This window comes from Pseudomonas sp. NFACC41-3 (assembly GCF_900109505.1).
GTDB classification, from domain to species: domain Bacteria; phylum Pseudomonadota; class Gammaproteobacteria; order Pseudomonadales; family Pseudomonadaceae; genus Aquipseudomonas; species Aquipseudomonas chlororaphis.
Map to the genome: position 1 here is coordinate 141,684 of NZ_FOAE01000005.1, position 18,463 is coordinate 160,146.

The 18,463-nt window shown below is 62.6% G+C and carries 16 protein-coding genes and 1 pseudogene; 9 read left to right on the forward strand and 8 right to left on the reverse strand.

Annotated features, from left to right (window positions below; translation table 11 throughout):
- The first annotated feature begins 70 nt into the window (after positions 1 to 70).
- The 3 genes from BMY68_RS22285 to BMY68_RS22295 all read left to right on the forward strand — a co-directional run bounded on the left by BMY68_RS22285 (position 71) and on the right by BMY68_RS22295 (position 5,197).
- Complete coding sequence (locus tag BMY68_RS22285) at positions 71 to 2,026, forward strand: acetoacetate--CoA ligase (protein WP_085534339.1); 1,956 nt, start codon at positions 71 to 73, stop codon at positions 2,024 to 2,026.
- A gap of 305 nt (positions 2,027 to 2,331) precedes the next feature.
- Entirely contained in the window at positions 2,332 to 4,869 is a 2,538-nt protein-coding gene (locus tag BMY68_RS22290; RefSeq protein ID WP_085534337.1) for a PAS domain-containing sensor histidine kinase, read from the forward strand.
- 52 nt (positions 4,870 to 4,921) lie between these two features.
- Entirely contained in the window at positions 4,922 to 5,197 is a 276-nt protein-coding gene (locus BMY68_RS22295; protein WP_007932676.1) for a peptidylprolyl isomerase, read from the forward strand.
- Positions 5,198 to 5,384: 187 nt separating this feature from the next.
- Here the strand turns inward: BMY68_RS22295 and BMY68_RS22300 are convergent, their stop codons facing one another.
- The 4 genes from BMY68_RS22300 to BMY68_RS22315 all read right to left on the reverse strand — a co-directional run bounded on the left by BMY68_RS22300 (position 5,385) and on the right by BMY68_RS22315 (position 9,079).
- Positions 5,385 to 6,302, reverse strand: a complete 918-nt coding sequence (locus BMY68_RS22300; protein WP_085534335.1) for a sugar kinase — start codon at positions 6,300 to 6,302, stop codon at positions 5,385 to 5,387.
- A 162-nt stretch (positions 6,303 to 6,464) separates the two neighbouring features.
- Positions 6,465 to 7,682, reverse strand: a complete 1,218-nt coding sequence (locus BMY68_RS22305) for an amino acid deaminase (RefSeq protein ID WP_085534333.1) — start codon at positions 7,680 to 7,682, stop codon at positions 6,465 to 6,467.
- Between the two features lie 37 nt (positions 7,683 to 7,719).
- Entirely contained in the window at positions 7,720 to 8,484 is a 765-nt protein-coding gene (locus BMY68_RS22310) for an IclR family transcriptional regulator (RefSeq protein ID WP_009044425.1), read from the reverse strand.
- Between the two features lie 205 nt (positions 8,485 to 8,689).
- Positions 8,690 to 9,079: a RidA family protein gene (locus BMY68_RS22315; RefSeq protein WP_085534331.1), complete on the reverse strand. Its 390-nt coding sequence runs from the start codon at positions 9,077 to 9,079 to the stop codon at positions 8,690 to 8,692.
- A 415-nt stretch (positions 9,080 to 9,494) separates the two neighbouring features.
- On the opposite strand from BMY68_RS22315, the gene BMY68_RS22320 reads away from it, so the two are divergent.
- Complete coding sequence (locus BMY68_RS22320; protein WP_085534329.1) at positions 9,495 to 9,767, forward strand: hypothetical protein; 273 nt, start codon at positions 9,495 to 9,497, stop codon at positions 9,765 to 9,767.
- A gap of 359 nt (positions 9,768 to 10,126) precedes the next feature.
- On the opposite strand, the pseudogene BMY68_RS29705 reads toward BMY68_RS22320, so the two are convergent.
- Positions 10,127 to 10,213: pseudogene (locus BMY68_RS29705) on the reverse strand (ATP-binding protein); the annotation flags it as partial.
- 87 nt (positions 10,214 to 10,300) lie between these two features.
- On the opposite strand from BMY68_RS29705, the gene BMY68_RS22330 reads away from it, so the two are divergent.
- From BMY68_RS22330 to BMY68_RS22340, 3 genes are all read left to right on the forward strand, one after another.
- Positions 10,301 to 11,092: a class I SAM-dependent methyltransferase gene (locus tag BMY68_RS22330; RefSeq protein WP_085534327.1), complete on the forward strand. Its 792-nt coding sequence runs from the start codon at positions 10,301 to 10,303 to the stop codon at positions 11,090 to 11,092.
- 485 nt (positions 11,093 to 11,577) lie between these two features.
- A complete protein-coding gene (locus BMY68_RS22335; RefSeq protein WP_009044429.1) occupies positions 11,578 to 12,060 on the forward strand; it encodes an acyl-CoA thioesterase in 483 nt (160 codons plus the stop codon).
- A gap of 52 nt (positions 12,061 to 12,112) precedes the next feature.
- On the forward strand, positions 12,113 to 13,762 hold the full coding sequence (locus BMY68_RS22340) for an FMN-binding glutamate synthase family protein (protein ID WP_085534325.1): 1,650 nt from the start codon (positions 12,113 to 12,115) through the stop codon (positions 13,760 to 13,762).
- A gap of 190 nt (positions 13,763 to 13,952) precedes the next feature.
- Here BMY68_RS22340 and BMY68_RS22345 read toward each other — a convergent pair whose 3' ends face one another.
- The 3 genes from BMY68_RS22345 to BMY68_RS22355 form a co-directional block, all read right to left on the reverse strand.
- Positions 13,953 to 14,234, reverse strand: a complete 282-nt coding sequence (locus tag BMY68_RS22345; protein ID WP_007930524.1) for a type II toxin-antitoxin system RelE family toxin — start codon at positions 14,232 to 14,234, stop codon at positions 13,953 to 13,955.
- The gene (locus BMY68_RS22350) at positions 14,224 to 14,472 is read right to left on the reverse strand and encodes a type II toxin-antitoxin system Phd/YefM family antitoxin (protein WP_009044432.1); all 249 of its coding nucleotides are present in this window, start codon (positions 14,470 to 14,472) and stop codon (positions 14,224 to 14,226) included. The genes BMY68_RS22345 and BMY68_RS22350 overlap by 11 nt, the downstream gene beginning before the upstream one ends.
- Before the next feature lie 96 nt (positions 14,473 to 14,568).
- A complete protein-coding gene (locus tag BMY68_RS22355) occupies positions 14,569 to 15,357 on the reverse strand; it encodes an AraC family transcriptional regulator (protein WP_085534323.1) in 789 nt (262 codons plus the stop codon).
- Positions 15,358 to 15,441: 84 nt separating this feature from the next.
- Between BMY68_RS22355 and BMY68_RS22360 the strand changes: the two genes are divergently transcribed.
- Positions 15,442 to 16,440 (forward strand): bile acid:sodium symporter family protein, encoded by a 999-nt coding sequence (locus BMY68_RS22360; RefSeq protein WP_085534321.1) that lies wholly within the window; start codon positions 15,442 to 15,444, stop codon positions 16,438 to 16,440.
- A gap of 216 nt (positions 16,441 to 16,656) precedes the next feature.
- Complete coding sequence (locus BMY68_RS22365; RefSeq protein WP_085534319.1) at positions 16,657 to 18,420, forward strand: hypothetical protein; 1,764 nt, start codon at positions 16,657 to 16,659, stop codon at positions 18,418 to 18,420.
- Positions 18,421 to 18,463 lie beyond the last annotated feature (43 nt).

The following is an 18,463-nucleotide window of genomic DNA, read 5'->3' on the forward strand; positions in this document are numbered from 1 at the left end:
GCCTTCGGCAGCGGCTACAGGTAGAGTTGGACCCGCTTTGTGTGTGCAGCAGAAAAACAAGAGGCCACCCATGTCCGAATTACTCTGGCAACCCAGTGCCGAGCGCATCAGCAAGACCCGCATGGAAGCCTTCCGGCGCTTGATCAATCATCGTCACGACCTGGACCTCGACGGCTACCCCGCCCTGCACCAATGGAGCATCGAGCGGCGCGAGGACTTCTGGCAGGCCATCGTCGACTTCTTCGACGTCGAGTTCCATGCGTCCCCCAGCGCGGTGCTGATCGAAGGCCGCAACATGCCCGCCGCCCAGTGGTTCCCCGACGCCACCCTGAACTTCGCCGAGCATCTGCTCAAGCGGCGTGACGACGGTGTCGCGGTAATCGCGATCAACGAGAACGGCCAGCGCGAACAGCTGACCTACAACCAGCTGGCGGCCCATGTCGCCGGCCTGCAACAGAGCCTGCGGGCCGCCGGCGTCGGCCTTGGCGACCGGGTCGCGGCCTGCCTGCCCAACACCTGGCAGACCCTGGTGGGCATGCTCGCCACCGCCAGCCTCGGGGCCGTCTGGTCCAGCTCCTCGCCGGATTTCGGCACCCAGGGGGTGATCGACCGTTTCGGCCAGATCGAACCCAAGGTGCTGATCACCTGCGCCGGCTACCGCTACGCCGGCAAACAGATCGACCAGACGGCCAAGGTCAACGAGATCCTCGAACGCCTGCCGTCCCTGCAACAGCTGATCATTGTGCCGTACGCGCGGCCCGAAGCTCGCGCCGAAGACTTCCGCACCTCGGCCAACGTCGCGCTGTGGGACGACTTCTACCGCCCCGGCGGCGAGCCAGCGTTCGTCGCCGTGCCCTTTGCCCACCCGCTGTACATCCTCTATTCCAGCGGCACCACCGGCGTGCCCAAGTGCATCATCCACAGCACCGGCGGCGTGCTGTTGCAGCACCTCAAGGAGCACGGCCTGCACACCGACCTGCACGCCGGCGAGGTGCTGTTCTACTACACCACCTGCGGCTGGATGATGTGGAACTGGCTGGTCTCCGCCCTGGCGGTGGGCGCCACGGTACTGCTGTACGACGGCTCGCCGTTCCACCCGGCGCCCGAACACTTGATCGACCTGATCGACCAGGAAGGCATCAGTGTCTTCGGCACCAGCCCCAAGTACCTGGTGGCCCTGGAAAAGGCCGGCATCGAGCCGCGCCAGAGCCATTCCCTGGCCAGCCTCAAGACCCTGCTCAGCACCGGCTCGCCGCTGTCGCCGCAAAGCTTCGACTACGTGTATCGCGCGTTCAAACAGGACCTGTGCCTGGCCTCGATGTCCGGCGGCACCGACATCATTTCCTGCTTCATCATCGGCAACCCGCTGTTGCCGGTGCACCGCGGCGAAATGCAGGGCAAGGGCCTGGGCATGGCCGTCGAGGTGTGGAACGACCAGGGCCAGGCAGTGATCGGCGAAAAGGGCGAACTGGTCTGCACCCGGCATTTCCCAGCCATGCCAATCGGCCTGTGGCATGACCCGCGGCACGAGAAGCTGCGCGCCTCCTACTTCAGCCAGTTCCCCGGGGTCTGGGCCCAGGGCGACTACGCCGAGCAACTGGCCCATGGCAGCTGGCTGATTCACGGCCGCTCGGACGCCGTGCTCAACCCCGGCGGCGTGCGCATCGGCACCGCGGAGATCTACCGCCAGGTGGAGAAACTCGAACAGGTCCTGGAAAGCCTGGCCATCGGTCAGCAATGGGACAACGACGTGCGGGTGGTGCTGTTCGTGCGCCTGCAGGACGGCGTGCAATTGGACGACGCCCTGCAGGAGCAGATCCGCCAGGTGATCCGCGCCAACACCACGCCAAGGCACGTGCCGGCGAAGATCCTCGCGGTCAGCGACATCCCGCGGACCATCAGCGGCAAGATCGTCGAACTGGCGGTGCGCAACGTGGTGCACGGCCTGCCGGTGAAAAACACCGACGCCCTGGCCAACCCCGAGGCGCTGGAGCAGTTTCGCGATCGCCCTGAGCTACAGGACTGACGGCTGCCCCTGTAGCCGCTGCCGCAGGCTGCGAACGACCCGCAGGGGCGCGATCTCAGGACCGCTGAAGGCCCTGTGGGCCTTTACGCAGCCTCGCAGGCTCGGCAGCGGCTACAAGGGCTGGGCGCGGTGCCAGTTGTAGCCGCTGCCGCAGGCTGCGCCCGGCACCGCAGGGGCCGCCAAACCGGGCGACCCGATCCACCTGCCGGATCGGGGAAACCGCCCTCGCGCCGGCTACGCCGTCGATCGCGGCCTGCGGCAGCGGCTACAATGCCGACGTGATGCACGCTCAGGACACCCCCGACATGAACGCCTCCCCCTCCGGCAGCGAAGCCGAAACCCTGATTGCCCGGCTGGACTGGGCCGCCACGCCGCTGGGCGCGGTCGACCACTGGCCGCAGAGCCTGCGCACCGCGGTGGACATCGTGATTCACTCGCCGATGCCGATGCTGTTGTTGTGGGGCGCGCAGCTGACACAGATCTACAACGACGGTTTCGCCCTGCTGGCCGGCAACAAGCACCCTGGCGCCTTCGGCCAGTCGACCCACCTGACCTGGCCGGAACTCCAGGACTTCACCGCGCCGATCTACCAAGCCGTGCTGCAAGGCCAGGTGCGCACCTTCAGCGAAAAACCCTTCACCCTGCTGCGCCACGGCCGCGAGTCGGACGTCTGGCTGGACCTGACCTACAGCCCGATCCGCGACGAAAGCGGCGAAGTCGCCGGGATCCTGGTCACCAGCATCGAAACCAACGAGCGCCGGCGCATCGCCCTGGAACTGGAGCAGCGTTCGGCAGCCAGCCTCAAGGCCCAGCACGAAACCGAAGAGCGCCTGCAACTGGCACTGGCAGCGACCGACGCCGTCGGCACCTGGGACTGGGACATCGGCGACGACCGCTTTATCGCCGACGCCCACTTCGCCCAACTGCACAGCATCGACCCGGCCCAGGCCGGGCAACTGCCCATCAGCGACTACCTCAAGGGCGTGCACCCGGAAGACCGCGGCATGGTGGCGCGCAGCATCAAGCACTGCATCACCCACGGCACCGAATACGCCGAGGAATACCGCCTGCAACAGCCCGACGGGCAGATCCGCTGGGTCTTCGCCCGCGGGCGCTGCTACAAGGATCACCACGGCCGGCCGGTGCGCTTCCTCGGCGCCGTCCTGGACCTGACCGACCGCAAGCAGATGGAACAGGCGCTGCGCCAGAGCCAGACCGAGTTGCAACTGATCATCAACGCCATGCCGGTGCTGATCGGCTACGTCGACCACGAAGAGCGCTTTCGCCTGAACAACAGCGCCTACCTCGACTGGTACGGCCTGACCCCGCAGGAGCTGTACGGGCGGACCATCCGCGAAGTGGTGGGGGACGAGATCTACGCCACCCGCGCCGACAAGATCGCCGCCGCCCTGGCCGGCAAACCCTGCAGCTTCGAAGCCAACTCGCCGCACCGCGACGGGCGCGCGCGGCACGCGCTGATGAAGTACCTGCCGCGCTACGGCGCCGACGGCGCGATCAATGGTTTCTACATCTTCGTGATCGACGAAACCGAGCGCAAACAGACCGAGGAAGCCCTGCGCAACCTCAACGAAACCCTGGAAGAACGGGTGGCCGAGCGCACCCAGGCGCTGGCCGCCGCCAACCAGCGCCTGCAGAGCGAGATGTTCGAACGCGAGCGCGCCGAAAACGCCCTGCGCCATGCGCAGAAGATGGAAGCCGTGGGCCAGCTCACCGGCGGCATCGCCCACGACTTCAACAACATGCTCACCGGCATCATCGGCAGCCTGGAGCTGATGCAGCGCTATATCGACGCCGACCGCAGCGCGGAAATCGGCCGCTTCACCGAAGCGGCGATGTCCTCGGCCAAGCGCGCGGCCGCCCTCACCCACCGCCTGCTGGCATTCTCCCGACGCCAGTCGCTGGACCGCCGGCCACTGGAACCGAACCAGCTGGTGCGTTCGCTGCAGGACCTGTTCAACCACACCAAGGGCGAGCATATCGAGCTGAAGATGAACCTGGGCGCCAACGTCTGGTCGATCAACAGCGACGCCAGCCAGCTGGAAAACGCCCTCCTCAACCTGGTGATCAACGCCCGCGACGCCATGCCCGACGGCGGCGTGCTGACCATCGAGACCGCCAACAGCTACCTCAACGGCAGCGACCTGGGCACCCTGGAACCGGTCAAGGCCGGCGACTACGTGATGCTCGGCGTCAGCGACAACGGCGCCGGCATGACCCCGCGAGTACTGGCCAAGGCCTTCGACCCGTTCTTCACCACCAAGCCCATCGGCCAGGGCACGGGCCTGGGGCTGTCGATGATCTACGGCTTCGCCCAGCAATCCGGCGGCCACCTGACCATCAGCAGCGAACCGGGCCAGGGCACCTGCGTGCGCCTGTACCTGCCGCGCCTGTACAGCGTCGCCCAACCCGCCAGCCCCGCACCGGCCAGCGTCGAAGCGCCGTACGCGGTGGCCGGCGAATCGGTGATGCTGGTGGAGGACGACCCGGCGGTGCGTATGCTGGTGCTCAACGTACTGAGCGAACTGGGCTACAGCGCCTTCGAGGCCGAGGACGCCAAGAGCGCCTTGCCGTTGCTGGAGTCCGAGCGGCGCGTCGACCTGCTGGTGACCGACGTCGGCCTGCCGGGCATGAACGGCCGGCAACTGGCGGAGATCGCCCGCCAGCGGCGGCCGGAACTCAAGGTGCTGTTCATGACCGGTTACGCGGAAACAGCCGCCGAGCGCCAGGGCTTTCTCGACGCCGGCATGGACCTGATCGCCAAGCCGTTTTCCATCGAGGCGCTGGCCCAGAAGATTCGTCAGATGATCGGCCGGCAGGGCTGATTTCAGGCATAATCCGCCCCCGCCGTCCGCACCGTTCCAAGGTAATTGCCCCATGAAAGCCCAAGCCCGCCACATCCTGGTGAAAACCGCCGAAGAGGCCGAACAGCTCAAGCAACGCATCGCCAAGGGCGAAGCCTTCGACGTGCTGGCGAAGAAATACTCCACTTGCCCCTCCGGCAAACGCGGCGGCGACCTGGGTGAAGTGCGTCCGGGGCAGATGGTCGGGGCCATCGACCAAGTGATCTTCAAAAAGCCCCTGCGCACCGTGCACGGGCCGATCAAGAGCAAGTTCGGCTATCACCTGGTGCAGGTGTTCTACCGCGATTGACCGCGTCGCTCACCACGCTTCGACCACGCCCCTGTAGCCGCTGCCGAGCCTGCGAGGCTGCGATCGACGGCGCAGCCGGCGCAAGGGCGGTATCCCCAATCTTTCAGGTAGACCGCGCTGCCAGGTTTTGCGGCCCCTGCGGTGCCGATCGCAGCCTCGCAGGCTCGGCAGCGGCTACAGGCTGGCGTCAGGCTCTTGGGATCAACGCCCCCGGCACCTGGATCACCCGGCTCGCCAAGCGATGCCCGGCCTGCGCCGCCTGCTGCGGATTACCGCCCTTTAGTCGACACGCCAGATACGCCGCACTGAACGAATCCCCCGCCGCCGTAGTGTCCACCACCTGCTCCACCCGCTGCGCCGGCACTTCGAACGACTCACCGTCACAGCGGATCAGGCACGCTTCGGCGCCACGCTTGAGCACCACTTCCGGCGTGTCCGCGTAGGCCGCCAATACCGCCTGGCTGTCGGCATAACCGAACAGCGCCTGCTCGTCATCCACCGTCAGCAGCGCCAGATCGACATAGGCCAGCGCCTCGCGATAAGCCGCCTGCGCCTGCTCCACCGAGGCCCAGAGCCGTGGCCGGTAGTTGTTATCGAAGACGATCTGCGCCCCACGCTTGCGTGCTTCAACCAAGGTCTCGATCAGCTTCTTGCGCCCCAACTCGCCGAGCACCGCCAGGGTGATGCCGCTGAAATACAGCACCGCGTAGGTCGGCAACGCCGCGAGGATCGGCTCGGCCGCGGGGGTGGTGAAACAGTCGCGCACCGCCGCTTCGTTGCGCCAGTAAAGAAAGCGCCGCTCGCCCTTGGCGTCGGTCTGGATACAGTACAACCCGGGCAAACGCCCCGGCAGGCGCTGGACCATGCCCAGGCCGATGCCTTCCTCGGCCCAGCTCTGGCACATCGCATCGCTGAAACTGTCGTCACCCAAGGCGGTGACATAGTCGACATGGGCGCCCTCGCCCAATTCACGGGCCAGGTACACCGCGGTGTTCAAGGTGTCGCCGCCGAAGCTCTGTTGCAGGCTACCGTCGGCGCGGTGTTGCAGTTCGATCATGCATTCGCCGATCAGGGCGATGCGTTTCCCGGTGCTGAAAGTGTTCATGGGGGGAGGCGTCTCTGACAGTTTTTTGTTGTTGGGGAGAACGTCATCGCGGGCAAGCCGGATCGTCCACCGGCCGCTCCTACAAGGGCAATGCGGTCCTTTGTAGGAGCAGCCGGTCGACGCTCGATTGCTCGCGATAGCCGAAACGCGGCGATGGTCGCCTTAGAAACAGGTCTCCATGCTCTCCAGCACATCCAGCCGCTCATCCACCAGCAACCCGGTGCGCCACTTATCAAAGGTCAGGCACGGGTGCGAAGTACCAAAAGAAATAATGTCCCCCACCCGCAACTCAACCCCCGGCGCCACGGTCATGAACGCATGCTGGTCCATCACCGCCGTGACCTTGCAGGCACTGACATCATCACCCTTGGCCGGCACCGCGCCCGGCTTGTAGCGCAACAACGGCACCGGCAAGCCGGCGTCATAAGCCACGTCACGCTTGCCCAGGGCGATCACCGCGAACCCCGGCTCCGGCAGGGACTGCACATGGGCCCAGACTTCCAGCGCCGGGCGCAGGCCTTCGTGCAGGTCGCTGCGACGGTCGAGCACGCAGCACTGCGCCTCTTTATAGATGCCATGGTCGTGGGCCACGTAACTGCCGGGGCGCAGCACGCTGAGGAAACGCCCCTGGGCGTTCTGCGCCTCGAAGGACTCGGCGATCAGGTCATACCAGGCCGACCCCGACGCGGTGATGATCGGCTTATCGATGGCGAACAGCCCGTCGTCCTGCAACTGCACCGCCAGGCGCACCAGGGACGCGGCAAACTCCCGAATGCCACTCACCGCGTGATCGCCATGGATCACCCCTTCGTAGCCCTCGATGCCGCACAAGGCCAGGGCCGGTTGCGCCTTGATCGCCTGCGCCAGCGCCAGCACTTCCTGCTCGCTGCGGCAGCCACAACGGCCACCGACCACGCCGTACTCGATCATCACGTTCAGGCGCACCCCGCGCGCGGCGAAGAACTGCCCGAGGTCGGCGACGTTGTCCGGGTGATCGACCATGCAATAGAAGTCGAACGTCGGGTCGACCAGCAGCTCGGCGATCAGCCCCATGTTCGGCGTGCCCACCAGCTGGTTGGCCATCAGCACCCGGCGCACACCGTGGGCGTAGGCCGCGCGGGTCTGCACCGCGGTGGCCAGGGTGATGCCCCAGGCGCCCGCCTCCAGCTGCCGACGGAACAGCGCCGGGGTCATGCTGGTCTTGCCGTGGGGCGCCAGCTCGGCGCCGCTGTCGCTGACGAACTTCTGCATCCAGCGGATGTTGTGTTCCAGCGCCGCGCGGTGCAGTACCAGGGCCGGCAGGCTGACATCGCGCACCAGGCTGACGCCCGGTTGAGCGGCGCCCTTTTCCACCGCGGCATTGATCAAGGCAGAAGACATATTCGAACTCCTTACGGCGCAGCCACAGGGGCTGGCATTAGTCGTTGATGCGACGGGCCAGGCGATTCGCGCTGTCGATCAGCACCCGGCGGTAGTCAGCGTAATTGTTCTGGGCATCGGCCCGTGGTGCGACGATGCACAGGGTGCAGATGCACACCCCGCGCTCGTCCCGCACCGGAGCGGCGAAGCAATGGGTAAAGGTGTCGGCCACACTGTCGAAGGAAAAGAAACCGTCCTGCGTGGCCTGGCGGATCTCCTTCAAGAAGGTCGCCACAGGCAGACGCTCCCCGTCGGGGAGCATGAAGTCGCGCTCGTCGATCAACTCGACAATCTGCTCATCGCTCAAATGCCCCAGCAGCAGCCGCCCGGAAGCGGTCCAGGGAATCGGCGCGTTCTCGCCGATATTCGAGGAGATGCGGAAATGCCGCTCGCCCTCCTTCATCAGCGCCACCGTGTATTTGCGCCCGTTGAGCAGGCACATCTGCGCGGTCTCGCGGGTCTGGCTGACAATCTCCTGCAAGGCCGAGTCGGCCTCGCGGGTCAGGTCGAAATGGCGCAGATGGGCCTGCCCCAGGAAGTACAGCTGCCGGCCCAGGTACACATGCCCGTCCTGGCCCACCGGCTCCAGAACCCGCCGCTCCAGCAAGGACGCCACCAGCTCGTACACCGTGGACTTGGGGCTGCCGATCCCCTTGGCGATATCGTTGGGGCGCAACGGCTGGCCGATCTCCTTGAGGAAATCGAGAATATCGAACGCCCGGTCCAGCCCCTTGGCCCGACGCTTGATGGTGTCTTCGGTCATCTTTGTGCCTTTTGCAAAACTGCGAAATTCCCGGCGCCCAAAACCCCGGCATTGCCCCTATCCCCGTAGCCGCTGCCGAGCCCGCGAGGCTGCGATCGACCGCAACGCGGGCGCATGGATTTCAAAATCGCCGCGTCCCCTTCGGGGCCGATCGCAGCCTCGCGGGCTCGGCAGCGGCTACAGGCGTCTACAAAAACGCCGCAAATCAGCCCTTCTTCTTGTAAGCCACGCAATCGATCTCGACCTTGCAATCCACCATCATGCTGGCCTGCACACAGGCCCGCGCCGGCGCATGCTCCGGCTTGAAATACTCACCGAACACCTTGTTGAAACTCCAGAAATCCCGCGGATCTTCCAGCCACACCCCAACCCGCACCACATCCTCCAGGCTGTACCCCGCCTCCTCCAGAATCGCCACCACATTGCGCATCGTCTGATGGGTCTGCTCAACAATCCCGCCATGAATAATTTCACCATCCAGCGCCGGCACCTGACCGGACACATACAACCAACCATCGGCCTCAACGGCACGAGCGAAAGGACGAGGCTGGCCACCACCGGCGGTGCTGCCGGTGCCGTAGCGAGTGATGCTCATGGGGTGTTCTCCTGAGTAAAGGGAAGGTTGAGCAGAATAAGCCGTTCCTAAAAGGCGCTTCGCGTAACTCCAGGAGACATTTATTCCGCTATAGCGGATCAAAATATACAACAACGGAAAATTCACGAAGAGTGTGCCATGGGAAAGAGAGGGATAACAGAGGATAGGCAACACATCTGGAACCAAGGAGATAGAGAACAGGCCTGAAATAAATGCTGCTACTCCCTATTTATTCAGCCATTAATGACGGCTCGTGTAAGGCGTTTCTGTATCTGGTGTAAACATGCCCTCCAGGCTTGTTACTCCGCTATACGCCTCCTATATTCCGTTTCGTCGCTCCCAACACTGCGACCGGATTTGGCCGTCCGAATCTCCATGAGCACACCCTAAACTTCCTTCATGGAGCGTCACCGTCATGGATTTCCAACCCCTCACCTCTTCCAACACCACCGACCACCCCGTCGCCTTTATCAACCCGCAAGCCCCCTTGCTTGACCTGCTGACCTACGCCGGCCTGCGTATCCGCGCTGCCCGCGACATGCTGGACTGCGTGTCCGGCATGACCAGCCGCAACGCCGATGATCTCGACCTGATGCGCTTCTCCAGCGTGGCAACCTTGTTGTTGCAGGACGGATGCGACGTGTTGCACGTGGTAGAACAACGAGCGATGGATCTGCCAAACCCTTAACCGAACCGCCTTAGCCTTTGCTCTTGCTGTGCTTTGGCTTTGTTTTTGATCTTGATCCACCCGCCCCACCGGGAGGCCGAGTGGAGGTGTTCATCAGGGGACAGGCGCGCAGCGCCCCTCGACGCAGTCGAGGACATCGTATGGAGGTCGAAGCGAAGCCGACCGGAGTCGATGCCCCCTGATGGACGCCAGAGCGAGGGAACCTGAGCGCAGCGAAGGCCGTACGCAGGGGCAAGCGTTTTTTGGTTACTTTTTTTGGCGTTTGAAAAAAAGTGACCCGCCGTAAGGGCGACACCATAAGCCGCCGTGACCGCAGCAATGGATATGTCGTGTTTGATCTTTGTCTGGGCGACCAACCTGCTGTGTTGCAGGCAATAGGACTCGTTGCCCATTTCGACGATGTGGCAGTGGTGTGCCAGCCGATCCAGCAACGCCGTGGTCATCTTGTTAAGGCTGCACGCCTAATGTGAACCCACCTGCGGCCGATAGTCTGGAAGGTTCACCAGTATCGACGTCTTATTTCAGGGTGATCAATGGAAATTCCATATAGCGTCAGGCTTTCATTTTTTGATTTCTGGAAGGGACTCTTCAAAGGCACGCTTTTCATCCAGAAGCGTTTGCGAGGGCATTTGAAGGAGCAGCAGAAGAACTGGCCAAAGAAGCAACAATACAGCCAAGGATATTTCTATCAGGGCTTGGAAGAACTGGGCATCACAGGCGTGAAGCCTACGGGCTTTCGGTTCAAGCAATACGCCATCGATGAAGCATTGAAGGGCGCTGACGTACTGGACATCGGCAGCAACTGCGGTTTTGTCTCAGTCTATTGTTCGCGACTGGCGAAATCCGTGACAGCCGTCGAACTCAATCCTTTTCTCAATAAAGTGGCGAAGGATACCGCGCGTTATTTGAAGCGCGGCAATATAGAGTTTATAGAAAGCGATTTTTCGGTATTTGCCACAGATAAAAAATTTGATGTGGTGCTGTCGTTTTCCAATCATCACACCATTGATGGCAACCTCAATATGGGGTTTGAAAACTACATGAAGCGCCTGGTGTCGTTTCTAAAGCCGGGTGGCTACCTACTGTTTGAAAGCCACAATGTTTTCGGGCCAGGTGCTGGCAACGTAGGCGATGACGGTGATATGGACGAAAAAATCAAAATAATGAACACCTATTTCGCCATAGAACGCTATCGAATGGTCAACTGTTACCTGCGACACATGGTCGATGATGTCGATAAGCTCTTCATTGTTGCGCGGCTTGTGGACAATCCTCCGAAAACGGAATTCCGTCTTGAACAAGCAATCCGTCGTTATCATTATTGATCCTGCATTCAATTTTTTGGCGACCTATGACTCCGTCCAAAAAACGGCAGCGCGAGCACGGACGCTATCGCGAGCCAGCTCGCTCCTACAGGGCGGTGTCATGCAAAGAAACAGTCGCTACCGTAGCGCCCCCCATCGTTCAAATCGTGGATCAGGCTTGGCGGGCGCAAGCGCCTGATCGCAGTCTGCGGCAGCGGCTACAGAGTTCGCGGTATTACCGATAGGCTTGAACGAATCTGCTCCCCATGCGAGTGAACTCGGCAGGGTTGTTAGCCCTGACTGCAACCAAAGCGACTCACCGTTGAATAACAAGCGCTAGGTATCCCCCCTCCCCACTCATTATTGCAATCCCCACAACAGCTCATTGCAAAAGATAGCTAGCTAACTATCAAGACTTCTTATTACCCTCCGGTCTCCAGCCAAATGCTGTCCGCGGGGCTCTAGCCTGCCTATCCGGACAACATCGATTACTGATGAGGTCACCCATGGAACCAGGCAGTTATCAATTGAGCATGAGCGTGCTCATGACGCCCGACAAAGCCAATTTCTCCGGCAACGTGCACGGCGGCGCGCTGCTGAAGTTGCTCGACGAAGTGGCCTTCGCCTGTGCCAAGCGCTATGCCGGGCGCTATGTGGTCACGCTGTCGGTGGACCAGGTGATCTTCAAGGAGCCGATCCATGTCGGCGAGCTGGTGACCTTCCTCGCCTCGGTCAATTACACCGGACGCACCTCGATGGAGGTCGGGGTCAAGGTGATGACCGAGAACATCCACGAACGCACGGTGCGCCACACCAACAGTTGCTACTTCACCATGGTCGCCGTCGACCCCGACGGGCGCCCGCACCCGGTGCGCGCCTTCGTGCCGGAAACCGCCATCGAACAACGCCGCTACGCCCAGGGTTTGCTGCGCAAACAGCAGCGCCAGGAGCTGCAGGAGCGCTATCGGCAGATCCGCAACTCGGATTGAGCCCGCCCTGCCCGCCTGAACCCATGTCTTGCGATTTGCCCAAGGAACGACCATGAAGATATCGCTGCTCAGTCGCTACGCGACCCTGACCCTTTGCCTTGCCCTTACCTTGTTCGGCCTGTTGTATTGGCCCGCCAGCCTCTGGGGCCAGGGGCTGATCGTGCTGGCCGGGGTGCTCAGCCTGGTCGGCCTCAACGACCTGCTGCAAAGCCACCATGCGGTGCGCCGCAACTACCCGGTCATCGGCAATATCCGTTACCTGATCGAGTCGATTCGCCCGGAGATCCGCCAGTACCTGCTGGAAGGCGACGACGAGAAGCTACCCTTCTCCCGCTCGCAGCGTTCGATGGTCTACGCCCGCGCCAAGAACCAGCCCGCGGAAAAGGCCTTTGGCACCCTGGCCGACGTCTATCAGCCCGGCTTCGAATTCATCAGCCATTCCATGGTCCCGGGCGACGCCTGCGACCCCAGCCAGTTCCGCGTGGTGGTCGGCGGGCCGGATTGCCTGCAGCCCTACAGCGCCTCGGTGTTCAACATCTCGGCCATGAGCTTCGGCGCGCTGAGCGCCAACGCCATCCGCGCCCTGAACAAAGGCGCCCGGCTCGGCGGCTTTGCCCACGACACCGGAGAAGGCAGCATCAGCCCCTATCATCAGGAATTCGCCGGCGACCTGATCTGGGAAATCGGCAGCGGCTACTTCGGTTGCCGCACCCTGGACGGTCGTTTCGATGCCCAGCGCTTCTCCGAGCAGGCCAGCCATCCGCAGGTGAAGATGATCGAGATCAAGCTCAGCCAGGGCGCCAAGCCCGGCCATGGCGGCATCCTGCCCAAGCACAAGGTCACCGCCGAAATCGCCAAGACCCGTGGCGTGCAGATGGGCCATGACTGCGTGTCGCCGGCGCGGCACTCCGAGTTCAGCACGCCCATGCAACTGCTGGAGTTCATCGTCAAGCTGCGCAACCTGTCCGGTGGCAAGCCGGTGGGCTTCAAGTTCTGCGTGGGTCATCCCTGGGAGTTCATGGCCATCGTCAAGGCCATGCTCGAGACCGGCATCCAGCCGGACTTTATCGTGGTCGACGGCAAGGAAGGCGGCACCGGCGCCGCGCCTCGCGAGTTCACCGACAACATCGGCATGCCCATGCGCGAGGGCCTGCTGTTCGTGCATAACACCCTGGTCGGCGCCGGCCTGCGCTCGCAGATCAAGCTGGGCGCCAGCGGCAAGGTGATCAGTGCCTTCGACATCGCCAGCGTGCTGACCATCGGCGCCGACTGGGTCAATGCCGCGCGCGGTTTCATGTTCGCCATCGGCTGCATCCAGTCGCAAAGCTGCCACACCAACAAATGTCCCACCGGCGTCGCCACCCAGGACCCGCTGCGCCAGAAAGCGCTGCTGGTCACGGACAAGGCCGAGCGGGTGCACAACTTCCATCGCAACACCCTGGTCGCCCTCGGCGAGATGCTCAGCGCCGCCGGCCTCGACCACCCGGCGCAATTGCAGGCCAAGCACCTGGTACGGCGCCTGACCACCACCGAGGTTCGACTGTTCTCGCAGATCCACGTGTTCCTCGAACCCGGCGAGCTGTTGCAACGCCCCATCAGTTCGGAGTTCTACGCACGCATGTGGAACATGGCCCAACCCCACAGCTTTGCGCCGCTGGTTGTGGCTACGCCCGCCAGGATTGAGCGGCTGACGCCGGCTTAGTTTTTGAAGGACGCGGTGGCCGCTCGCGCTGGATGATGGGTATCAGGTCCAGGGTTGAAGGGTGGCGGCTGTCGGCGTCAGCGCATTCCAGAAGTCAGATCGTGACGGGCGCAAGCGCCCGATCGCAGCCTGCGGCAGCGGCTACAAGGGCCACAGACCATTGCGGATAGTTTGAGCTTCTCCTGGCTGACTAACGCTTCCTGGCTTGCTGATAGACACTCCCCCGCTCCCGCTTGCCCACGGCAATGACCGTCACCACCAACACCTCATCCACCACCCGATACACCAGGCGGTAGCCCGCCGTACGTAATTTGATTTTGTAGGCATTGCCCAAACCGCTCAGGCGATCAGCCGGAACATGGGGGTTGACCAGTCGTTCCTGCAGCTTCTTCTTGAATTGCTCTTTCAGCGTGGGGCCCAGCTTTTGCCATTCCTTCCAGGCTTTCTCGGAGAACTCCAGCTCATAAGTCATCGAGCGAAACCTTGATGGTCGGATCATTCTCTCGCTCACGGCACAAGGCGAGCAGCTCCATATCCTCCAGACGCTCCATCATCGCTTCGTATTCCTTGGCCGGAACGCAGTAAAACGCCGGTTCATTGCGATTGAGAATGGCCACGGAGGAACCACCACCGGCCGCAACGGTGCCCATGGGGTTTTTCTTGAGCTCGGAAATGCTCGCGACGACATTGGACAGAAGAACATGGGTCATGGAGTGCTCTCACGAGTGCTGTTAAGAGCACTCAAAATAGCACTTTTGCGTAAAAAAGTACCTTGAGAGCAGACGAGAAGTGTCAGGGAACGAGCGCTAGCGGAAGAATTCCCCGGGCGTGGCGTCGAACTGCTGGCGGAACGCGGCGATAAAGGCCGAGGTCGAGTCGTAGCCGCAGGCCAGTGCCACGTCCGTCACCCGCTCGCCGTTCTCCAGGGGCGTCAGGGCGCCCAGCAGGCGCAGGCGCTGGCGCCAGGCGCGGAAGGTCAGGCCGGTGTCGTGCAGGAACAGGCGGCTCAGGGTTTTCTCCGTCACCCCCAGTTTCTCGCTCCACTGCCCCAGGGTGGTCGGCTGGTCCGGGTGCGCTTGCAGGCTGCGGTAGATCTGTCGCAGGCGCGGGTCCTGGGGCAGCGGCAGCATCAGGTCCAGTTGCGGCGCGGCGGCCAGTTGGTCCAGCAGGACCTGGGCCAGGCGGCCGTCGGCGCCGTCTTCGGCGTATTCCACCGGCAGCTCGCTGAAGGCGCGGATCAATTCGCGCAGCAGGCTGCTCACCGCCAGCACCTGGCAGGTTTCGCCGGCCCAGGCAGTGACACGGCAATCCAGGTACAGGCTGCGCATTTCAGTGCGCGGCGAGCTGAACACCTTGTGCGGCATGCCAGCGGGAATCCACACCGCCCGTTGCGGCGGGGCGATGAAACGCCCGGCGCTGGTCTGCACTTCCAGCACGCCCTGGATGGCGTAGGACAGTTGCACCCAGGGGTGGCTGTGGCGCCGGGTCAGCGCCCGATTGGGCAGGGATTCGGTGCGCCCGTACACCGGTCGCGGCAGGCTTGGCAGACCGGGAATACTGCGGCGGACGATCTTTTCATGTCCTTTAGGCGGCATTTACTGGCTCATTGGCGTTAGTCGGCAGTCCGCCATCACGTTAGAGTCGGCCCACCGCCCTGGCAACCCCTGGATGATCCCGTTATGAGTCGCTCACGTCTTTTGCCCGACAATTTCACCCTGACCCTGATCGGCGTGGTGCTGCTGGCCAGCTTCCTGCCCGCCAGCGGCCAGGTGGCGCTAGGCTTCGGCTGGCTGACCAACGCCGCCATCGCCCTGCTGTTCTTCCTCCACGGCGCCAAGCTGTCGCGCGAGGCGATCATCGCCGGGGCCGGCCACTGGCGTCTGCACCTGCTGATCTTCAGCCTGACCTTCGTGCTGTTCCCGATCCTCGGGCTGGCGCTCAAGCCGCTGCTGTCGCCGCTGATCGGCAACGACCTGTACCTGGGCATGCTCTACCTCTGCGCCCTGCCCGCCACCGTGCAGTCGGCGATTGCCTTCACCTCCCTGGCGCGGGGCAACGTGCCGGCGGCGATCTGCAGCGCCGCGGCGTCCAGCCTGTTCGGGATTTTCCTCACACCGTTGCTGGTGACCCTGCTGCTGAATGTGCACGGCGATGCCGGCTCGACCGTGGATGCCATCGTCAAGATCAGCGTGCAATTGCTGCTGCCCTTTATCGCCGGGCAGATCGCCCGCCGCTGGATCGGCGCCTGGGTCGGCCGCAACAAGAACTGGCTGAAATTCGTCGACCAGGGTTCGATCCTGCTGGTGGTCTACGGCGCCTTCAGCGAAGCGGTGAACGAAGGCATCTGGCATCAGATCCCGTTGTGGGAACTGGGCGGGCTGGTCTTGGCCTGCTGCGTGCTGTTGGCGCTGGCGCTGCTGGCCTCCAGCCTGCTAAGCAAGCTGTTCGGCTTCAACCAGGAAGACCGCATCACCATCCTGTTCTGCGGCTCGAAGAAAAGCCTGGCCACCGGCGTGCCCATGGCCCAGGTGCTGTTCGCCGGCAGCACCATGGGCGTGCTGATCCTGCCGCTGATGCTGTTCCACCAGATCCAGCTGATGGTCTGCGCGGTGCTGGCCCAGCGCTACGCCAAACGCCCTGAGTCGGTGCCGGAACTGATGGCGCAGGTCGATCCCTGAAGCACCCGCAACAGCCCTTGCAGGAGCAGGGGCTTGTGCTTTTGTCGGGACGGCAAGCCAATGGCATACTGCCAGCCCTTTTGCCGCCCGACGCCCCTACATGGAAGTTTTTATGTGTTTCCCGCTCGTGCCTTACGCTTTGCCCCTCCTCACTGGTTGCCGCCTCAGACAAGCGCCCACTCCCGCCGAACTCAGCGCTGCTCAGGAGTGAAAAGCATGACGCTTACAGCCGATCGGGTACTCCAGCACTACCTGCCCTTGAACCCGGTGGAAAAAAAACTGCTGGCGTACGGCGCCACAGGAGCGCGGTTCAGTATCGCCAAGCAAAGGCCGGTAGCCGGCACTGCGGAGAACACCATTCGCGCCAGTTTCCTGAGGTTCCTGATACTGGGCGGCGATGACAAGAACCCAATAGATCTGAACGGGGTTCACCTCGAAGGCGCCTTCATCCAGGGCTCCCTGCATCTCAGTTCCGCCACGATCGCCACCAACGTCAGCTTGACCCATTGTTTGTGTGACAAGGACCTGCGGCTTGAAAACACGGTTATCGACGGCTGGCTTGATTTGAACGGCAGCCAGTTTTCCGGCGTTGCGGCCCAGTATCTTCGCGTGTGCTCATCGGTCCAGATGAAAGCGTTCCATTCCCAGGGAACCATTTGCCTGATCGGAGCAAAAATCGCGGGGTCGCTGATATTCAGCGCAGCTCAGCTCGATGGTCTGGGGAACAATGCTCTGGAGGCAGACCGCTGTGTAATCGACGCAAACATCATCTTTGACGAAGGGTTCAAGTCTCTGGGCGAAGTGCGATTGAACAGCGCAACCATGAAAAGCTTGAATTGCTCGAACTGCACCTTTACCGCCACCACCGGCATTGCCTTGAATGCTGACAAAGCCCGTGTGAGTGGCAGTGTGTTTCTCTCTACCGGCTTCCACTCCATAGGTACCGTGCGCCTCACAGCCGCGCAGATCGACGGACAACTAAGCCTGAAAGGTTCACATCATCTGGATGGCAACGGCGGCTTTTCCTTGCTCGCGCAAAACATGATCGTCGGTAGAACACTGATGCTCACCCATCTGGAGCATCCTTTACAGAATGCGGCTTTCAGCGGCTCTCACGTCAAAACCTTGAACGACGACTCAAAGACCTGGGGCAAGGAGCTGGGCCTTAACGGTTTTACCTACGACTTCCTGACCACCGATTCCCCCTTGAGGGCCAAGGATCGTATCGCCTGGCTCGACTCACAGCTGCCATCCAGCACCGGTGACGACGGCCTCAAAGGCGCCGACAGCGGATTCCTGCCACAGCCCTGGCTCCAGCTGAAGCACGTCTTTGAAAAGATGGGCCACTTCGAAGAGGCACGCGAGGTCGGCATTGCTTTCGAACAGCGTCTACGCAAGGTCGGCATGGTGGGCCATCGCACCGCCAACTGGATATGGGGAACCCGCTGGCTCGGCAAGGTCCCCCACGTGCTCTATGGCGCTCTCACCGGCTACGGCTATCGCCCCATGCGGCTGCTGGCCTGGATACTGGGCATCTGGCTGTTGTTCACCAGCGTCTACTGGTACGCCGCCGTCGAACACAAGGTCTTCGCCCCCAGCAACCCGCTGGTGTTCCAGAACGAGACCTACGCCAGTTGTACCGCGGAATATGGCGAGGCCTGGAAGCAGCAGCACCCTAAACAGGACCTGCCTTCCGATATCGGCAACTGGTACACCTGCAAGGCCTTGCGCGGTGAGTACACGGGTTTCAGCCCCGGCGCCTATTCGCTGGACATCCTGCTGTCGCTGGTCGATCTGCAGCAGGAGAAGGACTGGGGACCTATCACTCCAACGCCCTTCCCCAGCTATTGGGATGAACTGAAGAATCTCGAATGGGGCCACGGCATCCGTCTGCTGATCTGGCTGGAAACCCTGATCGGCTGGGGCATCAGCCTGTTGCTGGTGGCGATCGTCTCCGGCCTGACTCGGCGCAAGGAATAAGCGTCTATACCTGCACGGGCCTCGAACGGGGCCTGTTCAATAC

Bases quoted from the DNA above. Each gene is read 5' to 3' on its own strand.
- BMY68_RS22285 (WP_085534339.1), top strand. From the start codon at position 71: ATGTCCGAATTACTCTGGCAACCCAGTGCCGAGCGCATCAGCAAGACC.
- BMY68_RS22290 (WP_085534337.1), top strand. From the start codon at position 2,332: ATGAACGCCTCCCCCTCCGGCAGCGAAGCCGAAACCCTGATTGCCCGG.
- BMY68_RS22295 (WP_007932676.1), top strand. From the start codon at position 4,922: ATGAAAGCCCAAGCCCGCCACATCCTGGTGAAAACCGCCGAAGAGGCC.
- BMY68_RS22300 (WP_085534335.1), bottom strand. From the start codon at position 6,302: ATGAACACTTTCAGCACCGGGAAACGCATCGCCCTGATCGGCGAATGC.
- BMY68_RS22305 (WP_085534333.1), bottom strand. From the start codon at position 7,682: ATGTCTTCTGCCTTGATCAATGCCGCGGTGGAAAAGGGCGCCGCTCAA.
- BMY68_RS22310 (WP_009044425.1), bottom strand. From the start codon at position 8,484: ATGACCGAAGACACCATCAAGCGTCGGGCCAAGGGGCTGGACCGGGCG.
- BMY68_RS22315 (WP_085534331.1), bottom strand. From the start codon at position 9,079: ATGAGCATCACTCGCTACGGCACCGGCAGCACCGCCGGTGGTGGCCAG.
- BMY68_RS22320 (WP_085534329.1), top strand. From the start codon at position 9,495: ATGGATTTCCAACCCCTCACCTCTTCCAACACCACCGACCACCCCGTC.
- BMY68_RS22330 (WP_085534327.1), top strand. From the start codon at position 10,301: ATGGAAATTCCATATAGCGTCAGGCTTTCATTTTTTGATTTCTGGAAG.
- BMY68_RS22335 (WP_009044429.1), top strand. From the start codon at position 11,578: ATGGAACCAGGCAGTTATCAATTGAGCATGAGCGTGCTCATGACGCCC.
- BMY68_RS22340 (WP_085534325.1), top strand. From the start codon at position 12,113: ATGAAGATATCGCTGCTCAGTCGCTACGCGACCCTGACCCTTTGCCTT.
- BMY68_RS22345 (WP_007930524.1), bottom strand. From the start codon at position 14,234: ATGACTTATGAGCTGGAGTTCTCCGAGAAAGCCTGGAAGGAATGGCAA.
- BMY68_RS22350 (WP_009044432.1), bottom strand. From the start codon at position 14,472: ATGACCCATGTTCTTCTGTCCAATGTCGTCGCGAGCATTTCCGAGCTC.
- BMY68_RS22355 (WP_085534323.1), bottom strand. From the start codon at position 15,357: ATGCCGCCTAAAGGACATGAAAAGATCGTCCGCCGCAGTATTCCCGGT.
- BMY68_RS22360 (WP_085534321.1), top strand. From the start codon at position 15,442: ATGAGTCGCTCACGTCTTTTGCCCGACAATTTCACCCTGACCCTGATC.
- BMY68_RS22365 (WP_085534319.1), top strand. From the start codon at position 16,657: ATGACGCTTACAGCCGATCGGGTACTCCAGCACTACCTGCCCTTGAAC.